Consider the following 19138-nt stretch of genomic DNA (forward strand, 5'->3'; position numbering starts at 1 on the left):
CCCGAAATGCGTTTGTTCTCCAAGTATGTCGAGTATTCAGATTCGCCCGGCCACACTGCGTGATGCCAAGGCCATCGCCCAGATCCAGGTGAGTTCCGCTCAGGACGCGTACAAGGAGTTCTGGCCCGATACCGCCCTGAACGGCTTGTCCGTCGCCCAACGCCAGGCCTACTGGCGCGAAGCCATCAACATGTGCGAGCCGCAAGTGCTGGTCGCGCACCTGGACAACGAGGTGATGGGTTTCGTCGGCTTCGATCGCTCCCGCGACAAGGGCACGCCCTCCACGACCGGTGAGATCTGGGCCATGTACGCCATGCCTGCCCATTGGGACAAGGGCGTCGGCCAGGCGCTGGTCGAAGCGGCACAGGAAGGTCTTCAGGAAGAAGGCTGCACCCGCGTCACGCTGTGGACCTACAAGAACAACGAGCGTGCGATGCGATTCTTCGAGCTCGCCGGCTTCCGCGCCGAGACGGACAGCGTCAAGGCCGTCGACGTCGAAGGCCGCGCGCTGGAACAGCTCCGCCTGCAACGTTCGCTGGTCTGAGCCCGTGCTGGCGAAGCTGACGTCCAAGAACCAGCTGACCCTGCCGAAAAGCGTCACCGACAAGCTCGGTCCCGTGCAGTACTTCGAAGTGCTGTTGCAGGCGGGGCAGGTGGTGCTGACGCCGGTGCGCATCCAGCGCGGCGATGCGGTCCGGGCCAAGCTGGCGGAACTCGAACTCGATGATGGCGTCATCGCCAAGGCGATGGCGTTCTCATCGAAGGCAGCGAAGCCTGCCGCCAAGGCCGTGAAGATTGAGAAGGCCGTGAAGGTCGAGAAGGCGCCCGCCACCACGGGCAAGACCGCCGTTCGCAAGACCGCTCGCAGATCCGCATGACGCGTCGATCGAAGAAGACGGCGCCGGAGCTCGCCGTCATCGATCCGGCTTTGATCCTGCGTGCGTTGCTGATGTCGGGCGGTGAAGCCCTGGGCTTGCGCCGTGCATGGCAGCAAGCCGTGCTGCGGCCGCTGGTCAGTCCTGATCTCGCGGCGACGCTGATGCGGGCGCTGGCCTATCCGAAGTTCGCGCTGTCCGAGGGGCAGCAGAGGGAACTGCTCGCCGATTTCCTGCCGTACGCGGAGGTGGTGAAGCCCGTGCGCGGACCTCGGATCGCGGGCGTTTCCGAGTCGATGCAATCGCTCGTCGAACTCGCGCTGCAAGGGGGTGCTTCACTGCTCTTGTGCGACGACTCGGTGCTGTCGGCATGGTCTGCGAACAGTCGCAGCCAGGCGGCTCGGCAACTCTGCACGGTCCGTGCGATGTCTGCATGGTTCCAGGTGTTGCCCCCCTCCCAGCGTGACATGTTGCTTTGCTAGATTCCGCGGTCGCATATGTCCAGCTTCCACGACCGCATCCCCAGCAACATGTGGCGCGTGGTGTTCTACGAACGCCGCGGCAATCGCGTCCACCTCGACCGCACCGGGCCCTGGCTCCCTCAGAAATCGCACGCCCGTCAGTGGGCGGACTGGTTCAAGGAGCAGGGCTACCACGTCGCGCTCCAGGACCAGAACGGCAGCCTTGAAAAGCTGCACGTGGGCCTTCCGGGCTGAAGCTCGCGGCGGGGTTCAGGCCGCCGATCGGAATCCCTGACGTTCCAGCGCCCAACCGTCCGTGGGGGCCGCATGGCTCTGGACGCGCACCGTGCTCAGCCGCTTGCTGGCGGCGCGTTGCACCAGCTGTTCCGCCTGTTCCGGGGTCAGTTGTTGCGCGAAGTGCGTCCAGCGCTTCTGCAGCAGCGGATCGCGCCAGGCATCCTCCAGCGCCCAGCGGATTTCCATCGGGTCGGTGAGCGACTGGCAGCGCAGCACGCGGGGGACCAGCGCCAGGACGAACTTCGAAAAGTCGGCGCGTTGCTGCGCGGCCATCAGTGCTTCGAGACGCGTCAGGCGCTGACTCCATCCGGGCGTGGCCAGTTGGCGTGTGACCAGCGCCTGCAAGGCCTGCACCGGGTTGAACATCCGCAAGCGGTTCGGCGGGAGGGCCAGCATCGGCAGCTGTGCGGCCAGTTCATGCGACATCGGCGTCACGAAGCTCGTCAGGATCGCCATGCGTTCCCAGGCGTCGGCGTTCAACCCGCCGGCCATCGTCATCGGTCCCTGACGCAGGCTCTGCGCCATCGCCCAGCATTGCTGCCATCCGCGGTCGAGCTTCGCGACATTGGCTGCGTGGCTCATCAAGGCCAGGTTGCCTGCCGCATAGCCGGCGTCGTCGCGCACGCGGTCGATCGACCGTCGCTGCGGGTGCCCGTCCTCGTCACTGAACGCCAGGCGAGTGACCGGGCAGTGCGTCGTGTCCAACTGCTGCAGGTAGTTGGGCGTGACCAGCAGCGTCTCGAAGCTGCGGCCGCGTTGCCAGGCATGCAGGCGCAGCGAGAGCCACAGCTGCGTATGGCGGTGCGACTTCAGCGTGCGCGCGCCGAAGGTCGACCGGCCCAGTTGCCAGCCTTGCTGCAGCGGCGATTGACGGAACAGCTGCTCGACTGGCGGCGTCAGCCCGTGGTGGGCGTAGTCCCAGCCCAGTTCGAATCCGACGCGCTCATGGCTCGAGGCGCCCGTCTCCTCCTTCGTGTCACCCAGGTCGTCGACCGCGGTCATCGGCAAGGGCAGTTGCTGGATGGCGATGTCGTCGGCGTTGCGGTGGATCGTGGCGACCATGTGGGTTCTCCTTGAGGACTTGGAAACCGGGACCTGGGGCATGACTGCTTCAGGCTTGGGATCAAGTATTCAAGTTGGGTGGCTCATAGAATGAGCCATCCCATCCCCAGTCGACAGAAAGTTGAGGGTCGACTGCCCAGATCTGTCAGGAGAGGATCCGCATGGACCGCACCGAGCGCTTCTACAAGATCGAAATGCTGATCCGCAGTCGCGGCTGCGTGAGCTTCGCAGAGATACGGGAACTGCTGGAGGTGTCGCCGGCGACGCTCAAGCGCGACCTGCAATACCTGCGTGAACGCATGGACGCCCCGATCGAGTACGACGCCACCGAGAACGGCTATCGCTTCGGCCAGCAGTGGCGCGGCCAGCGGCATGAGTTGCCCGGCGTCTGGTTCAGCGAAAAGGAACTGCACGCGCTGCTGACCATGCATCAGATGATGGCCGGGCTCGACGAGAACGGACTGTTGAGCCGGCATCTGCAGCCGATGCTGGACAAGCTCACCGGCATGCTCGGCGGCGACGAGGTCGAGGCGCAGGAAATGACGCGTCGCATCAAGCTGATCTCGACGGCGCGGCGGCGGGTGCCGTCAGAGCATTTCGAGACGGTCGGGAGCGCCGTCGTGAAGCGTCGGCGGCTGAAGCTGCGATACCGCAAGCGCGGACCCGGCGGCGGGTCGGTCAGCGATCGCGAGGTGTCCCCTCAGCGCCTGGTGCATTACCGGAACACGTGGTACCTCGATGCGTGGTGCCACGCCAGCGACGGGCTGAGACGCTTCGCGCTCGATGCGATGGAGGATGCGGCCGTGCTGGAGGACCAGACGGCGCGCAGCCTGCCGCTCAAGGAACTCGAGGGAGAACTCGACCAGGGTTACGGGATCTTCGCCGGCGGCGATCCGCAGTGGGCGACGGTGGTCTTCAGCGAGCAGATCGCGGCCTGGGTCTCCAGCGAGGAATGGCATCCGGCACAGCGCAGCGAATGGCTGCCCGATGGACGCTGGCGGCTGGAGCTGCCGTTCGTCGATGCGACAGAGTTGCTCATGGACTTGCTGCGGCATGCCGGCCAGGTCGAGGTGGTGGCGCCGCCCGCGCTGCGCGAGGCCTACGTGAAGCGCCTCAGGACCGCGGCGGCCGCCGTGGCCTGAGGGAGGCCGTTCAGGCGCTCAGGAGGCCTTCCCGGGGCCTTCCTGGGCTTGTTCCGCGGCCTCTTCGGCCGCGTATCGGGCCAGACGCTCGCTTTTCCAGTAGACGTCATCGCCACCCTTGCCGTCGAGATTGGCCCGATTCAGCACGCGCGCCAGCACGAACAGCAGGTCCGACAAGCGGTTCAGGTAGTGGCGCGGCGCGGTGTTGATCGTCTCGTGCGCTGCCAGGGTGACCACGGCGCGCTCGGCGCGCCGGGCGATCGTGCGGCAGACATGGGCGATGGCGGCGCTGCGGGTGCCGGCGGGAAGGATGAACTCCGCCAGGCGGGGCAGGGCGGCGTTGTGGTCGGCCAGTGCCTGGTCGAGGTGCAGTACCGCGGCTTCCTTCAGCAGGCTGTAGCCGGGCATGCAGAGCTCGCCGCCGAGGTTGAACAGCTCATGCTGGATCGTGACCAGCAGGTCGCGGACATCGTCGGGCAGGGGTTCGGCCAGCAACACGCCGATCTGGGAATTCAGTTCGTCCACATCGCCCATCGCCTGCACGCGCAGATGGTCCTTGGGGACGCGGGTGCCGTCGCCGAGTCCGGTCGTGCCGTCGTCGCCGGTGCGGGTCGCGATCTGGGAGAGTCGATTGGCCATGGCGGTGCCGCGCGGGCTGCGGAGTGCAAACCCGGCATCTTGCCGCAACTCGTCCGACCCCTGGACCGAGTGCCGTCTCAGAGCCGTCAGTTCCGGCTGCCGCTGCGGTGGAACACCGGGCGGTGGTGGGACATGCCGGTCGAATGGCCGTGGATGTCGTGGATCGTGTGGCGCGGAATGCCGACGGGTCTGGGGACGTGATGCGCCTGTGGCCGCGTGCCCGGTTCGGGCGTGTCGGCGGGCATGCCGGGATCGACGTCCCGGGCCGCGGCGTCGTTGGGCAGGTGGCGGAGCTGATCCATCCACCAGACCTTCAGCCAATCCATGCGCAGCGTGGCGACCAGCAGCAGCGCCAGCAGCAGGGCCCAGATCGTCCATAACCACAGATGGGACATGGCGGACTCCTCATGTCGCGCGAGCCAGCGCGCGGTCCGTCCATGCTGTCACTGTGCGGGCCGCGACGCAAGCGCGACGATGCAAGCGGATGCAGCCACCGCGCTTCCTAGAATCGGCCGGACAACAGCGGCCGCGGAGTTCCTCCGCATCGGACCGCGTGGAACCAGGAGACAGCGATGAATGCGCCTCGAGAACTCGGTGACCCCCCGACGCCGCTCGCGTCGGCCCATCAGCCGTCCCATGCGCCGCGGTCGATGCCGGCGGCGATGCTGGACGCGTTGAAGGCGCGGTTCGGCGATCGCTGCAGCACCGCAATGGCGCTGCGCGAACAGCACGGTCGCGACGAGTCGCCGTTCGACGTGCCACCGCCGGAGGCCGTCGTCTTCGCCGAGAGCAACGAGGAGGTGGCGGCGGTGCTGGCCTTGGCCAACGCGCATCGCGTGCCGGTGATTCCCTACGGCGCCGGGACCTCGCTGGAAGGGCATCTGCTGGCGGTGCAGGGCGGCGTGAGCCTGGATCTGTCGCGGATGAAGGGCATCCTGCGGGTCAATGCCGAGGATCTGACGGTGACCGTCCAGGCCGGCGTGACGCGCAATCAGCTCAATGCCGAGGTCCGTCATCAGGGCCTGTTCTTTCCGATCGACCCGGGCGCGGATGCCTCGATCGGCGGGATGTCGGCGACGCGCGCGAGTGGCACGAACGCGGTGCGCTACGGGACGATGAAGGAGAATGTGCTCGGGCTGACCGTCGCGACGCCGGATGGCCGGCTGATCCGTACCGGTTCCCGGGCTCGCAAGAGCAGCGCGGGGTATGACCTGACGCGCCTGTATGTGGGCAGCGAGGGGACGTTGGGCGCGATCTGCGAGATCACGCTGCGGCTGTACCCGTTGCCGGAAGCGGTGTCGGCGGCGGTGTGCTCCTTCGAATCGATCGACGCGGCCGTCCGGACGACGATCGAGATCATCCAGATGGGCGTGCCGATCGCGCGCTGCGAGCTGCTCGACGCGCATGCCGTCCGGGCGGTCAACCGCCATGACAAGCTGAGCTTGCGCGAGGCGCCGATGCTGTTGATGGAGTTCCACGGCTCCGAGGCCGGTGTCGCGGAGCAGGCCGCGACGGTGCAGGAGATCGCGTCCGAGCACGGCGGCACCGGCTTCGAATGGGCGACGACGCCGGAGGAGCGCACGCGGCTTTGGACCGCGCGGCATCACGCCTACCTGTCGGCGCTGCAGACGAAGCCCGGCTGCCGGGCGGTGACGACGGACACCTGCGTGCCGATCTCTCGCCTGGCGGAGTCGATCAACGTCTCGGTCGAGGAGGTCGAGGCCAGCGGGCTGCCGTACTTCATCGTCGGCCATGTCGGCGACGGCAACTTCCACATGGGGTACCTGATCGATCCGGCCATTCCAGCGGAGCGCGACACCGCCGAGCGCCTGAGCGCGCAGATGGTGGCCCGGGCCATCGCGTTCGAAGGCACCTGCACCGGCGAGCACGGGATCGGCCTGCACAAGCAGGGCTTCCTGCTGCAGGAGGCCGGGGAGGGCGCGGTCGATCAGATGCGAGCGCTCAAGCGGGCGCTCGATCCGAACGACATCATGAATCCCGGGAAGATCTTCGCCTGACGGGCCCGGAATTTCAGTGCTGAGGTGCCGGCACGCTCCATCGACGTGACACGTCGCCGCGCGCATTCACGCTCTCGAGCTGGACGCCGAATCCCCAGAGTCGGGCGACGTGCTTCAGCACTTCCTGTGCGCCGTCATGCAGCGGGCGGTCCTGGTGCTGCTGGTGGCGCAGCGTCAATGAACGGTCGCCTCGCAGGTTGACGTTCCACACCTGGATGTTGGGCTCGCGCGTGGACAGGTCGTACTGCCGCGACAGCGCCTGCCGCACGTACTGGTAGCCCTGTTCATCGTGGATCGCGGAGATCTCGTACTCCGCCTGGTGCTCGTCGTCGAGGATCGAGAACAGCCGGAAATCGCGCATGATCTTCGGGCTCAGGTACTGCGCGATGAAGCTCTCGTCCTTGAAGTTGCGCATCGCATGGTCCAGCGTCGGCAGCCAGTCGCTGCCGGCGATCGCGGGGAACCACTCGCGGTCCTCGTCGGTCGGCTTCTCGCAGATGCGCTTGATGTCCGTGTACATCGCAAAGCCCAGCGCATACGGATTGAGCTGCGCCATCGCCGGCTGCGCCACCACGTTGGTGTGCGACTTCAACCACTCGATCATCATGCCGTCCGACAGGTAGCCGTCGTCGTACATGGTGTTGAGCAGCCTGTGATGCCAGAACGTCGCCCAGCCTTCGTTCATGACCTGCGTCTGACGCTGCGGATAGAAGTACTGCGCGATCTTGCGGACGATGCGCACGATCTCGCGCTGCCAAGGCTCGAGCAGCGGCGCGTTCTTCTCGATGAAGTACAGCAGGTTCTCCTGCGGCTCGCTGGGGAAGCGGCGCTTCTCTTCTTCCTTGGCCTCGTCCTCCATGCGCCGCGGCAGCGTGCGCCACATGTCGTTGACCTGCAGCTGCGCGTAGGACTCGCGGTCCTTGCGCATCGCCTGCTCCTGCGCGAGCGAGAGCTTGGCTGGCCGGCGATACCGGTCGACGCCGTGATTCATCAGCGCGTGGCACGAGTCCAGCGTCGACTCCACCGCGTCGAGGCCGTAGCGCTGCTCGCAGTCGGCGACGTAGTTCTTCGCGTAGACCAGGTAGTCGATGATCGACGACGCGTCGGTCCACATCCGGAACAGGTAGTTGTTCTTGAAGAAGCTGTTGTGGCCGTAGCAGGCATGCGCGATCACCAGCGCCTGCATTGCCATCGTGTTCTCCTCCATCAGGTAGGCGATGCAGGGGTCGGAGTTGATGACGATCTCGTAGGCCAGACCCATCTGGCCGCGCTTGTAGTTGCGCTCGGTGGAGATGAACTCCTTGCCGTAGCTCCAGTGCCGGTAGTTCACCGGCATCCCGACCGACGCGTACGCATCCATCATCTGCTCGGCGGTGATGACCTCGAGCTGGTTCGGATAGGTGTCCAGCCCATAGCGCTCGGCCGTCTGGCGGATGACGTCGTGGTACTGCTCGACGAGCTCAAAGGTCCAGTCGCTCGGCGACGGGAGCGGATGGTCGGGCCGCTTTTCCAGCGGCCGCATCTGCGTCAACGGCGCGCGGACACGGCGGCCACCGTATTCGTTGGCGCCGACGCCGACACCGACGTTGCGGCGATTTTCCAGGCTGCTCATGGTGATGCCCTCCGGCGCCGCGGTCACGCGGTCGCCCCTTCCTTCTTGAACAGGTCGCGGAAGACCGGATAGATCTGCGCCACGTCGACCGCCTTGCGCATCGCGAAGTGATGCACCTCCTGCTCCAGCTTGGCGTACTCCTCCCAGAGGTTCTGCTCGGCTTCCGCCACCTGCACGTAGGCGTAGTAGCGGCAGAGCGGGAGGATCTTGTCGGCCAGCAGCTCGCGGCAGCGGCCGCTGTCGTGGTGCCAGTTGTCGCCGTCGCTGGCCTGCGCGCCGTAGATGTTCCAGTCGCCGGCCGGATAACGCGCGCGGATGATCTCTTCCATCATCACCAGGGCCGACGACACCACCGTGCCGCCCGTCTCCGTGGCGTGGAAGAAGTTCTGCTCGTCGACTTCCTGCGCCTGGGTGTGGTGGCGGATGAAGACGACTTCGATCTTCTCGTAATGCCGCGTCAGGAACAGGTAGAGCAGGATGAAGAAGCGCTTGGCCAGGTCCTTGCGGCTTTCGTCCATCGAGCCCGAGACATCCATCAGGCAGAACATCACCGCCCGCGTCGTCGGCTGCGGCACCTTGATGCGGTTGCGGAAGCGCAGGTCGATCGGGTCGAGGAACGGGATGTTGGACAGGCGCTGGCGCAGGAGCACGATGCGCGCCTCGGTCTCCGCGATGAGCGCCTGGATCTCGGGGCGGCGCTGGTCCTCTTCCTGCTGGAGGGTCAGCAGCCGGGTCTCGAGTTCGTGGAGTTCGCGCCGCTTGTCCATGCCCAGCGCGATCCGGCGCCCCAGCGCGCCGCGCATCGAGCGCACCACGTGCAGGTTGGTCGGCGTGCCGTCGGTGACGTAGCCGGCACGCACGGTCTTGTACTCGGGGGTCTCGGCCAGCGTCGTGCGGGCGAGGTTGGGCAGCGCCAGGTCCTCGAAGAAGACCTGCATGAACTCCTCCTTGCTGAGGTGGAAGACGAAGTCGTCCTCGCCCTCGCCGGAGTCGCTCGCCTGCGAGCCGCCGCCCCCGCCCTGGCCGCCCTGCGGCTTGCCGATGCGGTCACCCTTGATGTGCTCCGTGTTGCCGGGCCGCACGACTTCGCGGGTCCCGCCGTCGCCGTGGCTGAAGACGGGCTCGCTCAGGTCGCGTTTGGGAATCTGGACATCCTCGCCGCGCTCCATGTCCCGGATGCCGCGCTTGTCCACCGCGCGCCGCACCGCGTCGCGGATCTGATCCTTGTAGCGCCGCAGGAAGCGCTCCCGATTCCCGATCGACTTGTTCTTGCCCGACAGCCGTCTATCGATGATTTGTTGAAGGCCTGTCATGAGGGGGACCTTTCCGGTGGCATTCGTTCGACTCAGCTCGACTTCCTCACGCGCAGATACCACTCGCAGAGCAGCCGGACCTGCTTCGGCGTGTAGCCCTTGTCGACCATCCGCTGGACGAAGTTCTCATGCTTCTTCGCCTCGTCGGCGCTGGCCTTGGCGTTGAAGCTGATCACCGGCAGCAGTTCCTCGGTGTTGGAGAACATCTTCTTCTCGATCACCGTGCGCAGCTTCTCGTAGCTGGTCCACAGCGGGTTCTTGCCGGCGTTGTTGGCGCGCGCGCGCAGCACGAAGTTGACGATCTCGTTGCGGAAATCCTTCGGGTTGCTGATGCCCGCGGGCTTCTCGATCTTCTCGAGCTCCGCGTTCAGCGCCGACCGGTCGAAGACCTCGCCGGTGTCGGTGTCACGGTACTCCTGGTCCTGGATCCAGTAGTCCGCGTAGGTCACGTAGCGGTCGAAGATGTTCTGGCCGTACTCGCTGTAGCTTTCCAGATAGGCGGTCTGGATCTCCTTGCCGATGAACTCGGCGTAGCGCGGTGCCAGCACCTCCTTGATGAAGCCGACGAACTTCTGTTCGGACTCCTGCGGGAACTGCTCGCGCTCGATCTGCTGCTCGAGCACGTACATCAGGTGCACCGGGTTGGCGGCGACCTCAGTCGAGTCGAAGTTGAAGACCTTCGACAGGATCTTGTACGCGAACCGCGTCGAGATGCCGGCCATGCCCTCGTCGACGCCGGCGTAATCGCGGTACTCCTGGATCGACTTGGCCTTCGGGTCGGTGTCCTTCAGGTTGTCGCCGTCATAGATCTGCATCTTGCTGAAGGCGCTGGAGTTCTCCGGGTCCTTCAGCCGGGTCAGCACCGCGAACTGCGCCATCATCTTCAAGGTGCCGGGGGCGCACTTGGCCTCGGCCAGCGAGGAGCCGCGGATCAGCTTCTCGTAGATCTTCACTTCCTCGCTGACGCGCAGGCAGTAGGGCACCTTGACGATGTAGATGCGGTCGAGGAAGGCCTCGTTGTTCTTGTTGTTGCGGAAGGTCTTCCACTCGCTCTCGTTGCTGTGCGCCAGCACGATGCCGTCGAAGGGGATCGCGCCGAAGCCTTCGGTGCCCTTGAAGTTGCCTTCCTGCGTCGCGGTGAGCAGCGGGTGCAGCACCTTGATCGGCGCCTTGAACATCTCGACGAACTCCAGCAGGCCCTGGTTGGCCAGGCACAGGCCGCCGGAATAGCTGTACGCGTCGGGATCGTCCTGCGCGTAGGTCTCGAGCTTGCGGATGTCGACCTTGCCGACCAGCGAGCTGATGTCCTGGTTGTTCTCGTCGCCCGGCTCGGTCTTGGCGACACCGATCTGCTTGAGCACGCTCGGCAGCCGCTTGACGACCTTGAACTTGCGGATGTCGCCGCCGAACTCGTCCAGGCGCTTCACCGCCCACGGGCTCAGGATGCGGTTGAGGTAGCGGCGCGGGATGCCGTACTCGCGTTCCAGCAGCGGGCCGTCCTCGACGACATCGAACAGCCCGAGCGGGCTCTCGTTCACCGGACTGTCCTTGAGCGCGTAGAACGGCACGTGCTCCATCAGCTGCTTGAGGCGCTCGGCGATCGAGCTCTTGCCGCCGCCCACCGGGCCCAGCAGATACAGGATCTGCTTCTTCTCTTCCAGCCCCTGCGCGGCGTGGCGGAAGTAGCTGACGACCTGCTCGATCGCGTCCTCCATGCCGTAGAACTCGGCGAAGGCGGGATAGATCTTGATGACCTTGTTCTGGAAGATCCGCGACAGGCGCGAGTCATTGCGCGTGTCCAGCATCTGCGGCTCGCCGATCGCCTTGAGCATGCGCTCGGCGGCAGTGGCGTAGGCGAGGGGATTGCGCTTGCACTCGTCGAGGTACTCCTCCAGCGTGAGTTCTTCGACCTTGCTGCGTTCGTAGCGTGCCGCGAAATGGCTGATCACATCCATGCTGACCTCCAGGGTGGTTCATTGGGAGGCGACGCGCGTCCGTGCGACAACGGACCTCGCATCGTCCAGGAAGTTCTGGCGACGTCCATGACTCAAGGCGTCATCAGAGCTTTCCGAGCTCAGCAAGCATTCAGCAAACGGCCAGCCCATGCTGGTCCAAAGTCCACCGTCCGGTGCAAGGTCCTGATCGACGACCTTGAGCGCGGTGCGGCTTTACCGGGTCATGCTACGCCCATCGGAAGCGATGCGCGATAGCAAGACATGACCCCGTTGTACTCCCATGTCCAACGCCTGTGAAGCGCGAAAGTTGACGATCCCCCGACGTGGGGCACCTGTGGGAAGTACGAAGAAGACAGCACGCATCCCGCGTGCCATTCTTGCGGATTGGCCGATCGGCGAGCCTCCGTGGGAGGCTCGCGCGGCGTCACTCGTCCGCGCCCGCGGGACGCAGTTTTTGCAGCAAGCCGTTCAGTTCATCGAGCGAGCCGAAGCTGATCGCGACCTCGCCCTGTTCGCCGCGTTTGGTCTTCTTCTTGACGCGGATCTCCACCTGCGCCGTCAGCAGGTCGGAAAGTTCTTCCTCGAGTCGGAGCACGTCCCGGCTCTTGTTCGCCTTCACCCGCAGCAGCGGGGCCTGCCGGCCGCCACCCTGCTGACGTTGGACCAGCTTCTCGGCCTCCCGCACGCTGAGCTTCTTCGCGGCGATCTCGGTGGCGCTGGTGATCTGGTGGGCGCCGTCCAGCGCCAGCAGCGCGCGTGCGTGGCCCATGTCGATGTCGCCGGCCATCAGCATGTTCTGGACGGGTTCGGCCAGGTTCAGCAGGCGCAGCAGGTTGGACGCCGCGCTGCGCGAGCGGCCCACCGCCTGCGCCGCCTGGTCGTGGGTCAGTCCGAATTCATCGACCAGCCGCTTCAGGCCCTGGGCCTCTTCCAGGGCGTTGAGGTCCTCGCGCTGGATGTTCTCGATCAGCGCCATCGCGGCGGCGGCCTCGTCGGGCACCGGCTTGACCAGCACCGGCACCTCGGCCAGGCCGGCCAGCTTCGCGGCGCGGAAGCGCCGTTCGCCCGCGATGATCTCGTAGCGGACCGCGCCGTTGGGCGCGATCGGACGCACCAGGATCGGTTGCATGATCCCTTGCGCCTTGATGCTTTCGGCCAGCTCGTAGAGCGAGCCTTCATCCATGCGGGTGCGAGGCTGGTACTTGCCGGCCTGCATCTGCGCCAGCGGGAGCACGCCGGGTTCGCCTTCGCGCACCGCCGGTGCGTCGCTCACTTTGGGGCCGAGCAGGGCCTCCAGGCCCATGCCCAGGCCCTTGGGTTTCTTTGTCGCCATGGGGCGCGATTCTCCGTGATTCCGGGGGAGGGCCGTCGGCCCGATGTCGGATGTCGCCTGATCGGCTGTTTCAGCCGGCCAGACGCTTCAGCATCTCGCGCCCTTGCGGCCACGCGCCGAGGCCGGACGCCGCGTTGAGATGTCCCAGCGGACCTGCCAGCACGAACTCCGCGCCCCAGTCTGCCGCCATGCCGGCGGAACGCTCCGGTGTGCAGAAGGGATCGTCGTTCGATGCGACGACGATCGCGGGGAAGGGCAGCCGCGGGCGTCGGATCGGCCTCCAGTTGTGCAGCTGCGGGGGCATCTCTTCGCGCTCGGTGTCGGGTGGCGCGACGAGCAGCGCGCCGGCCACCAGCCGCGTGTGGGCCGAATGCTCCGCCCATGCCGCCACCAGCTGGCAGCCCAGGCTGTGCGCGACCAGCAACGCCGGTTGGTCGTGCAGGCGTCCGTCCTGCTGCAGCACTTCGTCAAGCCGGGCCATCCAGTCGCCGCGGCGCGGCCACTCCCAGTCGTTCTGCTCGACCCGGTTGTCGCCATGAAGGCGTTGCCATTCGCTCTGCCAGTGATCGGGGTCGGAGTTCAACCACCCCGGCAGCAGGTAGACGGGCCGGGTGATCGGGGAGAGGTCCGGGTCATTCGGCGGAATGGCGGGTGTTGACATCGGTTGGCCTTATGCTTCGCGCTTTCTTCGGGAGGGTCCCGGAGGCAGCGGATTTTGCAGGAGCGGCGATGAAGTACGCGGTGTATGTCGACGGGCAGGAAGGCACGACCGGCCTGCGCATCAATGAATATCTGGCGCAGCGCGCCGACATCGAGGTGCTGCGCATCGACGCCGACAAGCGCAAGGATGCGGCCGAGCGCGCGCGCCTGCTGAATGCCGCCGATGTCGCCTTCCTCTGCCTGCCCGACGCCGCCTCGCGCGAGGCGGCCGCCATGATCACGAACCCCAGGACCTGCCTGATCGATGCCAGCACCGCGCATCGCACTGCGCCGGGCTGGGCCTTCGGTCTGCCGGAGCTGGCCAAGGGCCAGCGTGCCGCGATCCGCGATTCGAAGCGAATCGCCAACCCGGGCTGCCACGCCAGCGCCTTCATCCTGGCGGTGCGCCCGCTGGTCGATGCCGGCCTGCTGTCGCCCGACGCGCTGGTCACGGCGACGTCGATCACCGGCTACTCGGGAGGCGGCAAATCCATGATCGCCGAGTACGAGGCGGGCGGAAATCCGAAGCTGATCGCGCCGCGGCCTTACGCGCTGGGCCTGGCCCACAAGCATCTGCCGGAAATGATGGCCCACACCGGCTTGAAGACGGCGCCGGTGTTCATGCCCATCGTCTCCAACTTCTACAAGGGCCTGGCGGTGACCGTGCCGCTGCACCTGAGCCAGCTTCGCGCCGGCACGACGCCGCAGCAGGTCCGCGACGCCCTGGCCGCCCACTACGAAGGCGAGCGCTTCATCCACGTGAAACCGCTGCGCGATGCGGACACGCTGGCCGCGGGCTTCTTCGATGTGCAGGCCTGCAATGACACGAACAACGTCGACCTGTTCGTGTTCGGCAGCGAGCAGCAGATCCTCGTGATCGCCCGTCTGGACAACCTGGGCAAGGGCGCCAGCGGTGCCGCGGTGCAGAGCATGAATGTGCATCTGGGCGTGGACGAGTCGCTGGGCTTGACCGGTCCGGACGTCAACGACATCTGATGGCATCGACGAAGGGCGCTGGCTGGGAATGGCGCCGGGATGGCGCCGTCACCCAGCGCGACCTCGAACTGCTTCGCGACGGCGTCATCCGCTACGGGCGTCAACAGGCGCAGGGCAGCGATGCGCAAGACATCGCCGTGGCGCTGTATGACGGCGAGGAGTTGATCGCCGGCGCCTCCGGGCGCACCGAGTTCCAGCGCCTCTACGTCAACTACCTGTGGGTCCACGCGGACCGCCGTGGGCAGGGCATCGGCGGCGACTGCCTGCGCCAGCTCGAGGCAATGGCATTGAAGCGAGGGTGCGTCGACGCACTGATCGAGACGCTGCTGGACGAGACCGCCGAGATGTACGAACACCTGGGCTACGCCTGCATCAGCCACGTGCACGACTTCGTGCCGGGCTTCACCCGCCACACGCTGTTGAAGGTCTGGCAGCCGCGCGACTAGGCGCTCACGCCCAGGCGCGCGGGTCGTCGCTGCGGTAGTGGTAGCGATAGGCCTGCAGGAAGCCCAGGCGGGCGTACAGCCGCTGCGCGGCTGCGTTGTCGGCCCCCACCTGCAGATACGCGCTGTGGGCGCCCTGGCGGCGCGCTTCGGCCAGGAGGGCCGCGCAGAGCCGGAGGCCATGACCGCGACCGCGTTGGTCCTCGGGCGTGAAGATGTCGAACAGCCCCGCCATTCCGCCTGCCGGCGCTCCGTCGGGACCCGGATCGATGGCCACTTGACCGCAGGCGAGCAGCACGCCTTCGTGCTCCATCTTGAAGGCCTGATGCGGGACGCTCGCCTGCTCGAGGCGGTGCGCGTGGCCTTCGATTTCCTCGGCGCTGGAGCCGCGCAGTGCGCCGATCAATGCGGCGTACTCGACCGGCGACAGCGACATCAATCCGCTCGTGTCACCGAAGGCATTCAACGATGGCAGCACCATCACGTCGGCGGGATCAAACCGGGTCCACCCCTTGGCGGCGAGTTGATCGTCGAGATCGGCCGGCTGGCTGAAGGGGGTGAGCCGAAGGATCAGCGGCAGCCCCGCCTGCTCGAAGCTGGCGCGGCAGCGGCGCAGCAGGTCGTCGAGGGGAAGGGTACCCCCCGCGAGCGCGTTCACGCATCGTGAGCGCTTGGCCTTGCCTGGGGAGAGCCGCAGCAGCCAACCCTCGACCTGTGCTTCACGTGGCGAGGAAGCCGCGTTCAAGCCGGCCAGTTCCGCGCGGCGGGCGAGGGCGTGCAGCTCGGCCGACATCGTTCAGCGCATCGCGCCGACGCGAGTCACCATTTCCTTGGCGAAATCGATGAAGGCGTGCGCACCCTTGGAGCCCCCGTCGAAAACGACGCCAGGCAGGCCATAGCTGGGGGCTTCGGCCAGGCGGACGTTGCGAGGGATGACGGTGTCGAACACCTTCTCGCCGAAGTGCGCCTTCAGCTGTTCGCTGACCTGCTGCTGCAGCGTGATGCGCGGGTCAAACATGACGCGCAGCAGGCCGATGATCTGCAGGTCCGGATTCAGGTTGGCGTGGATCTGCTTGATCGTGTTGACCAGGTCGGTGAGGCCCTCCAGCGCAAAGTACTCGCACTGCATCGGGACGACCACGCCGTGCGCCGAGCACAGTCCGTTCAGCGTCAGCATGGACAGCGAGGGAGGGCAGTCGATCAGGATGAAGTCGTAATCCTGTGCCGAGGCAGCCAATGCCGTCTTCAGGCGTTGCTCGCGGCGGTCGAGTTCCACCAGCTCCACCTCGGCACCGGCCAGTTCACGATTGGCGCCCAGCACGTCGTAGCCGGCCTTCTCGCTCCGCTGCCTCGCCTCGGCGATGGTGGCCGACTCCAGCAGGACGTCATAGACGGTCAGCGCCAGGGCGCGCTTGTCGATGCCGGAGCCCATCGTCGCGTTACCTTGGGGGTCAAGGTCCACCACCAGCACGCGCTGCCCGACCTTGGCCAGTCCGGCAGCCAGATTCACGGTGGTGGTCGTCTTGCCGACGCCGCCTTTTTGGTTCGCAACGCAAAAAATCTTGGCCATGAATGGTCGGTGGGCAGGGCTCTGGAGAGGGGCGCAGCTTAACCGATGGCGGCCGTCGGACGAATCCACAGCAGGCAACGTTGAGCGTCGAGACCCGGGACGTTCAGCTGTTCCACGTGAAACACGGACAGATCTGGAGCACGTTGGGCAAGCTCGTCGAGCTCTTCAGCGGGATGTTGGCCTTTCATCGCCGCCCACACAGCCCCTGGCTTCAAGTGCATCCGGGTCCATTCGGTAAAGTCTGCCAGCGAGGCGAATGCCCGTGAAGTGATGACGTCGAAGGGCGCCGTCTTCAGTTGCTCGACCCGAGCGTGCTCAGCGTGCAGGTTGGGCAGTCCAATCTCCGCAGCGACCTGGGCGATGAAGAAAGCCTTCTTGCCGACGGTGTCCACGCAGGTGACGTCGATGGTCGCGTCGCAGATGGCGATGACCACGCCCGGTAGTCCGCCGCCGCTCCCGACGTCCATCAGCCGGAGCGGTTCGCCGGCGGCATGCCGCCGCAGCGGCGGGATCAGGCTGAGGCTGTCCACCAGATGCTGAGTCAGCATCGCCTGCGGATCGCGAACGGCAGTCAGGTTGTAGACCTTGTTCCACTTCGACAGCAGGTCGAGATAGGCGATCAGCCGGTCAAGTTGCTCGTCAGTGAGGTCGAGCCCAAGTGTTTCAGCGGCGGTAGCGAGGCGGGAACGGCGGTCGAGGTCGGTCATCGATGAGCGGAAGAAGAGGGAATCAGGCGGCAGTCGAGTCGACCAAGCTGTGATCGGTAAAGCCCTTGAAGCGGCCCTTGCGCAGATGGATCAGCAGCAGGGAGATGGCTGCGGGCGTGATGCCAGAAATCCGCGATGCCTGGCCCAGCGTCTCCGGACGATGTTTGCCCAGCTTCTGGCGAGCTTCGAAGGAGAGGGCGGTGACCAGGCCGTAGTCCAGGTCATCGGGCAGCTTCAGGTGCTCGTAGTTCGATGCGCGGGCAACATCTTCCTGCTGCTTGCTGATGTAGCCGGCGTACTTGACGCCAACTTCCAATTGCTCAATCACCGCGGTGGCGAGGTCGGTTCCGAGGGATTCCGTAAGGGAGGCGCGAGTGACGTCAGCGCCAGGGCGTGCAATGGACGCCACCTCGGCGATGGTGTCGAACGTGACGCCTGGTCGACGCAGCAGGTCGATGAGGTTGTATTCACGCTCCAGGGCCTTGCCCACCAGCCGCTCAGCGTCGGCTGCTGGAAGGATGTTCGGATTGACCCAGGTCGATTTCAGCTTCTCTGTTTCACGTGAAACAGCATCGCGCTTCCGATTGAAGGCATCCCAGCGAGCATCGTCGACCAGCCCCAGTTGGCGGCCGGCTTCGGTGAGGCGCATGTCGGCGTTGTCTTCTCGGAGCTGCAAGCGGAACTCGGCGCGGCTCGTGAACATCCGGTAGGGCTCAGTGACGCCCTTGGTGATCAGGTCGTCGACCAGCACGCCCAGATAGGCCTGGTCGCGGCTCGGGAGCCAGCAGTCCTTGCCCTGGACCTGAAGCGCTGCGTTCAAGCCGGCGAACAGCCCTTGGGCGGCTGCCTCTTCATAGCCGGTCGTGCCGTTGATCTGACCAGCGAAGAACAGGCCCCCGATAGCGCGGGTTTCGAAGCTCGACTTCAGTTCACGTGGGTCGAAGTAGTCGTACTCGATCGCATACCCGGGCCGAAGAATGTGCGCGTTCTCCAGGCCGGGGATCGACCGGACGGCGGCCAACTGGATGTCGAAGGGCAGGGAGGTCGAGATGCCGTTCGGATAGAACTCGTGCGTCGTCAGGCCCTCGGGCTCCAGGAAGATCTGGTGCGAGTTCTTGTCGGCAAAACGATTGACCTTGTCCTCGATGGACGGGCAATAGCGTGGGCCGACGCCTTCGATGACGCCCGTGAACATCGGGCTGCGATCGAAGCCAGAACGGATGATCTCGTGGGTGCGCTCGTGGGTGTGCGTGATCCAGCAGGGAAGTTGCCGAGGATGCTGCGCGGCGTTCCCCATGAAGCTGAACACCGGCACCGGGTCCAGATCGCCGGGCTGCTCCGCACACTTCGAAAAATCGATGGTGCGGCCATCCAGGCGCGGCGGGGTGCCGGTCTTGAGGCGGCCCTGAGGCAGCTTGAGTTCCTTGAGCCGTCCCGACAACGATACCGCCGGCGGATCGCCGGCGCGGCCGGCTGCGTAGTTCTCAAGACCGATATGGATTTTCCCGTCGAGGAAGGTCCCTGCGGTCAGCACCACGGCGCGGGCGCGGAAGCGCAGACCCGACTGCGTGATGGCGCCGACGACGCGGTCGCCCTCGACCATCAGGTCGTCCACGGCCTGCTGGAACAGCATCAGGTTGGGCTGGTTCTCCAGCCGGTGGCGGATGGCCGCCTTGTAGAGAATGCGATCGGCCTGCGCGCGGGTGGCGCGCACGGCCGGACCCTTGGAGCCGTTCAGGATGCGGAACTGGATGCCGCCCTCGTCGGTCGCCGCAGCCATCGCTCCGCCGAGCGCATCGACTTCCTTGACCAGATGGCCCTTGCCGATCCCGCCGATCGACGGATTGCAGCTCATCTGCCCCAGCGTCTCGATGTTGTGGGTCAGCAGCAATGTGCTGACGCCCATGCGGGCGGCTGCCAGCGCGGCCTCGGTACCGGCATGGCCGCCACCGACCACGATCACGTCGAACTCTTTCGGATAAAGCATGGCAAGGCGTCCAGCGAAATCGGCGATCA

Annotated in this window: 20 protein-coding genes; 8 read left to right on the top strand and 12 right to left on the bottom strand. The window is 66.0% G+C overall.

The genetic code is table 11. The features are described from left to right. Nucleotides 1–25: 25 nt before the first annotated feature. From ACQ4L4_RS21610 to ACQ4L4_RS21625, 4 genes are read left to right on the top strand one after another with little or no spacing between them, the layout of a single operon-like run. A complete protein-coding gene (locus tag ACQ4L4_RS21610; protein WP_377158852.1) occupies nucleotides 26–544 on the top strand; it encodes a GNAT family N-acetyltransferase in 519 nt (172 codons plus the stop codon). Between the two features lie 4 nt (nucleotides 545–548). Continuing rightward, a complete protein-coding gene (locus tag ACQ4L4_RS21615) occupies nucleotides 549–878 on the top strand; it encodes an AbrB/MazE/SpoVT family DNA-binding domain-containing protein (RefSeq protein ID WP_431100911.1) in 330 nt (109 codons plus the stop codon). Continuing rightward, a complete protein-coding gene (locus ACQ4L4_RS21620) occupies nucleotides 875–1357 on the top strand; it encodes a PIN domain-containing protein (protein WP_431100912.1) in 483 nt (160 codons plus the stop codon). Before ACQ4L4_RS21615 ends, ACQ4L4_RS21620 begins: the two co-directional genes overlap by 4 nt. 15 nt (nucleotides 1358–1372) lie before the next feature. Further along, nucleotides 1373–1591, top strand: a complete 219-nt coding sequence (locus ACQ4L4_RS21625) for a hypothetical protein (protein ID WP_377158843.1) — start codon at nucleotides 1373–1375, stop codon at nucleotides 1589–1591. 15 nt (nucleotides 1592–1606) lie between these two features. Here the strand turns inward: ACQ4L4_RS21625 and ACQ4L4_RS21630 are convergent, their stop codons facing one another. Then, nucleotides 1607–2695 carry a hypothetical protein gene (locus tag ACQ4L4_RS21630; protein WP_431100913.1) on the bottom strand — a complete coding sequence of 363 codons (1089 nt, stop codon included), beginning with the start codon at nucleotides 2693–2695 and terminating at the stop codon, nucleotides 1607–1609. Between the two features lie 161 nt (nucleotides 2696–2856). Here ACQ4L4_RS21630 and ACQ4L4_RS21635 point away from each other — a divergent pair, with 161 nt between their 5' ends. Next, nucleotides 2857–3837: a helix-turn-helix transcriptional regulator gene (locus ACQ4L4_RS21635; protein WP_431100914.1), complete on the top strand. Its 981-nt coding sequence runs from the start codon at nucleotides 2857–2859 to the stop codon at nucleotides 3835–3837. A gap of 18 nt (nucleotides 3838–3855) precedes the next feature. Here ACQ4L4_RS21635 and ACQ4L4_RS21640 read toward each other — a convergent pair whose 3' ends face one another. Next, nucleotides 3856–4476, bottom strand: a complete 621-nt coding sequence (locus ACQ4L4_RS21640) for a cob(I)yrinic acid a,c-diamide adenosyltransferase (protein WP_431100915.1) — start codon at nucleotides 4474–4476, stop codon at nucleotides 3856–3858. Nucleotides 4477–4562: 86 nt separating this feature from the next. After that, nucleotides 4563–4871, bottom strand: a complete 309-nt coding sequence (locus ACQ4L4_RS21645; protein WP_431100916.1) for a hypothetical protein — start codon at nucleotides 4869–4871, stop codon at nucleotides 4563–4565. A gap of 177 nt (nucleotides 4872–5048) precedes the next feature. Here ACQ4L4_RS21645 and ACQ4L4_RS21650 point away from each other — a divergent pair, with 177 nt between their 5' ends. Further along, on the top strand, nucleotides 5049–6494 hold the full coding sequence (locus ACQ4L4_RS21650; protein ID WP_431100917.1) for an FAD-binding oxidoreductase: 1446 nt from the start codon (nucleotides 5049–5051) through the stop codon (nucleotides 6492–6494). Between the two features lie 13 nt (nucleotides 6495–6507). Here the strand turns inward: ACQ4L4_RS21650 and ACQ4L4_RS21655 are convergent, their stop codons facing one another. From ACQ4L4_RS21655 to ACQ4L4_RS21675, 5 genes are all read right to left on the bottom strand, one after another. Next, the gene (locus tag ACQ4L4_RS21655) at nucleotides 6508–8016 is read right to left on the bottom strand and encodes a SpoVR family protein (protein ID WP_431104984.1); all 1509 of its coding nucleotides are present in this window, start codon (nucleotides 8014–8016) and stop codon (nucleotides 6508–6510) included. 113 nt (nucleotides 8017–8129) lie between these two features. Next, entirely contained in the window at nucleotides 8130–9419 is a 1290-nt protein-coding gene (locus ACQ4L4_RS21660) for a YeaH/YhbH family protein (RefSeq protein ID WP_431100919.1), read from the bottom strand. Between the two features lie 32 nt (nucleotides 9420–9451). Next, nucleotides 9452–11374 carry a PrkA family serine protein kinase gene (locus ACQ4L4_RS21665; protein WP_377158825.1) on the bottom strand — a complete coding sequence of 641 codons (1923 nt, stop codon included), beginning with the start codon at nucleotides 11372–11374 and terminating at the stop codon, nucleotides 9452–9454. A gap of 424 nt (nucleotides 11375–11798) precedes the next feature. Next, complete coding sequence (locus tag ACQ4L4_RS21670; protein WP_331614092.1) at nucleotides 11799–12707, bottom strand: ParB/RepB/Spo0J family partition protein; 909 nt, start codon at nucleotides 12705–12707, stop codon at nucleotides 11799–11801. A 70-nt stretch (nucleotides 12708–12777) separates the two neighbouring features. After that, nucleotides 12778–13368, bottom strand: coding sequence for an RBBP9/YdeN family alpha/beta hydrolase (locus ACQ4L4_RS21675; protein WP_431100921.1), 591 nt, complete (start codon nucleotides 13366–13368; stop codon nucleotides 12778–12780). 68 nt (nucleotides 13369–13436) lie between these two features. Here ACQ4L4_RS21675 and argC point away from each other — a divergent pair, with 68 nt between their 5' ends. After that, nucleotides 13437–14402, top strand: a complete 966-nt coding sequence (gene argC, locus ACQ4L4_RS21680) for an N-acetyl-gamma-glutamyl-phosphate reductase (RefSeq protein WP_431100924.1) — start codon at nucleotides 13437–13439, stop codon at nucleotides 14400–14402. Then, nucleotides 14402–14848 (top strand): GNAT family N-acetyltransferase, encoded by a 447-nt coding sequence (locus ACQ4L4_RS21685; RefSeq protein WP_431100925.1) that lies wholly within the window; start codon nucleotides 14402–14404, stop codon nucleotides 14846–14848. Before argC ends, ACQ4L4_RS21685 begins: the two co-directional genes overlap by 1 nt. Nucleotides 14849–14852: 4 nt before the next feature. Here ACQ4L4_RS21685 and ACQ4L4_RS21690 read toward each other — a convergent pair whose 3' ends face one another. Genes ACQ4L4_RS21690 through mnmG form a run of 4 tightly spaced genes read right to left on the bottom strand, consistent with a single transcriptional unit; the run spans nucleotide 14853 to nucleotide 19109 of the window. Further along, nucleotides 14853–15638 (bottom strand): GNAT family N-acetyltransferase, encoded by a 786-nt coding sequence (locus ACQ4L4_RS21690; protein ID WP_431100928.1) that lies wholly within the window; start codon nucleotides 15636–15638, stop codon nucleotides 14853–14855. A gap of 3 nt (nucleotides 15639–15641) precedes the next feature. After that, nucleotides 15642–16415, bottom strand: coding sequence for a ParA family protein (locus ACQ4L4_RS21695; protein ID WP_431104985.1), 774 nt, complete (start codon nucleotides 16413–16415; stop codon nucleotides 15642–15644). A 38-nt stretch (nucleotides 16416–16453) separates the two neighbouring features. Further along, a complete protein-coding gene (gene rsmG, locus ACQ4L4_RS21700; RefSeq protein ID WP_431100929.1) occupies nucleotides 16454–17122 on the bottom strand; it encodes a 16S rRNA (guanine(527)-N(7))-methyltransferase RsmG in 669 nt (222 codons plus the stop codon). A 22-nt stretch (nucleotides 17123–17144) separates the two neighbouring features. Continuing rightward, nucleotides 17145–19109, bottom strand: a complete 1965-nt coding sequence (mnmG, locus tag ACQ4L4_RS21705; protein ID WP_431104986.1) for a tRNA uridine-5-carboxymethylaminomethyl(34) synthesis enzyme MnmG — start codon at nucleotides 19107–19109, stop codon at nucleotides 17145–17147. Nucleotides 19110–19138: the final 29 nt, after the last annotated feature.

The organism is Roseateles noduli (assembly GCF_050626985.1).
Classification (GTDB): domain Bacteria; phylum Pseudomonadota; class Gammaproteobacteria; order Burkholderiales; family Burkholderiaceae_C; genus Roseateles; species Roseateles noduli_A.

Excerpts from the sequence above, each read along its gene's own strand:
- ACQ4L4_RS21610 (WP_377158852.1), top strand. The coding sequence starts at position 26 with ATGTCGAGTATTCAGATTCGCCCGGCCACACTGCGTGATGCCAAGGCC.
- ACQ4L4_RS21620 (WP_431100912.1), top strand. The coding sequence starts at position 875 with ATGACGCGTCGATCGAAGAAGACGGCGCCGGAGCTCGCCGTCATCGAT.
- ACQ4L4_RS21625 (WP_377158843.1), top strand. The coding sequence starts at position 1,373 with ATGTCCAGCTTCCACGACCGCATCCCCAGCAACATGTGGCGCGTGGTG.
- ACQ4L4_RS21630 (WP_431100913.1), bottom strand. The coding sequence starts at position 2,695 with ATGGTCGCCACGATCCACCGCAACGCCGACGACATCGCCATCCAGCAA.
- ACQ4L4_RS21635 (WP_431100914.1), top strand. The coding sequence starts at position 2,857 with ATGGACCGCACCGAGCGCTTCTACAAGATCGAAATGCTGATCCGCAGT.
- ACQ4L4_RS21640 (WP_431100915.1), bottom strand. The coding sequence starts at position 4,476 with ATGGCCAATCGACTCTCCCAGATCGCGACCCGCACCGGCGACGACGGC.
- ACQ4L4_RS21645 (WP_431100916.1), bottom strand. The coding sequence starts at position 4,871 with ATGTCCCATCTGTGGTTATGGACGATCTGGGCCCTGCTGCTGGCGCTG.
- ACQ4L4_RS21650 (WP_431100917.1), top strand. The coding sequence starts at position 5,049 with ATGAATGCGCCTCGAGAACTCGGTGACCCCCCGACGCCGCTCGCGTCG.
- ACQ4L4_RS21655 (WP_431104984.1), bottom strand. The coding sequence starts at position 8,016 with ATGCGGCCGCTGGAAAAGCGGCCCGACCATCCGCTCCCGTCGCCGAGC.
- ACQ4L4_RS21660 (WP_431100919.1), bottom strand. The coding sequence starts at position 9,419 with ATGACAGGCCTTCAACAAATCATCGATAGACGGCTGTCGGGCAAGAAC.
- ACQ4L4_RS21665 (WP_377158825.1), bottom strand. The coding sequence starts at position 11,374 with ATGGATGTGATCAGCCATTTCGCGGCACGCTACGAACGCAGCAAGGTC.
- ACQ4L4_RS21670 (WP_331614092.1), bottom strand. The coding sequence starts at position 12,707 with ATGGCGACAAAGAAACCCAAGGGCCTGGGCATGGGCCTGGAGGCCCTG.
- ACQ4L4_RS21675 (WP_431100921.1), bottom strand. The coding sequence starts at position 13,368 with ATGTCAACACCCGCCATTCCGCCGAATGACCCGGACCTCTCCCCGATC.
- argC (WP_431100924.1), top strand. The coding sequence starts at position 13,437 with ATGAAGTACGCGGTGTATGTCGACGGGCAGGAAGGCACGACCGGCCTG.
- ACQ4L4_RS21685 (WP_431100925.1), top strand. The coding sequence starts at position 14,402 with ATGGCATCGACGAAGGGCGCTGGCTGGGAATGGCGCCGGGATGGCGCC.
- ACQ4L4_RS21690 (WP_431100928.1), bottom strand. The coding sequence starts at position 15,638 with ATGTCGGCCGAGCTGCACGCCCTCGCCCGCCGCGCGGAACTGGCCGGC.
- ACQ4L4_RS21695 (WP_431104985.1), bottom strand. The coding sequence starts at position 16,415 with ATGGCCAAGATTTTTTGCGTTGCGAACCAAAAAGGCGGCGTCGGCAAG.
- rsmG (WP_431100929.1), bottom strand. The coding sequence starts at position 17,122 with ATGACCGACCTCGACCGCCGTTCCCGCCTCGCTACCGCCGCTGAAACA.
- mnmG (WP_431104986.1), bottom strand. The coding sequence starts at position 19,109 with ATGCTTTATCCGAAAGAGTTCGACGTGATCGTGGTCGGTGGCGGCCAT.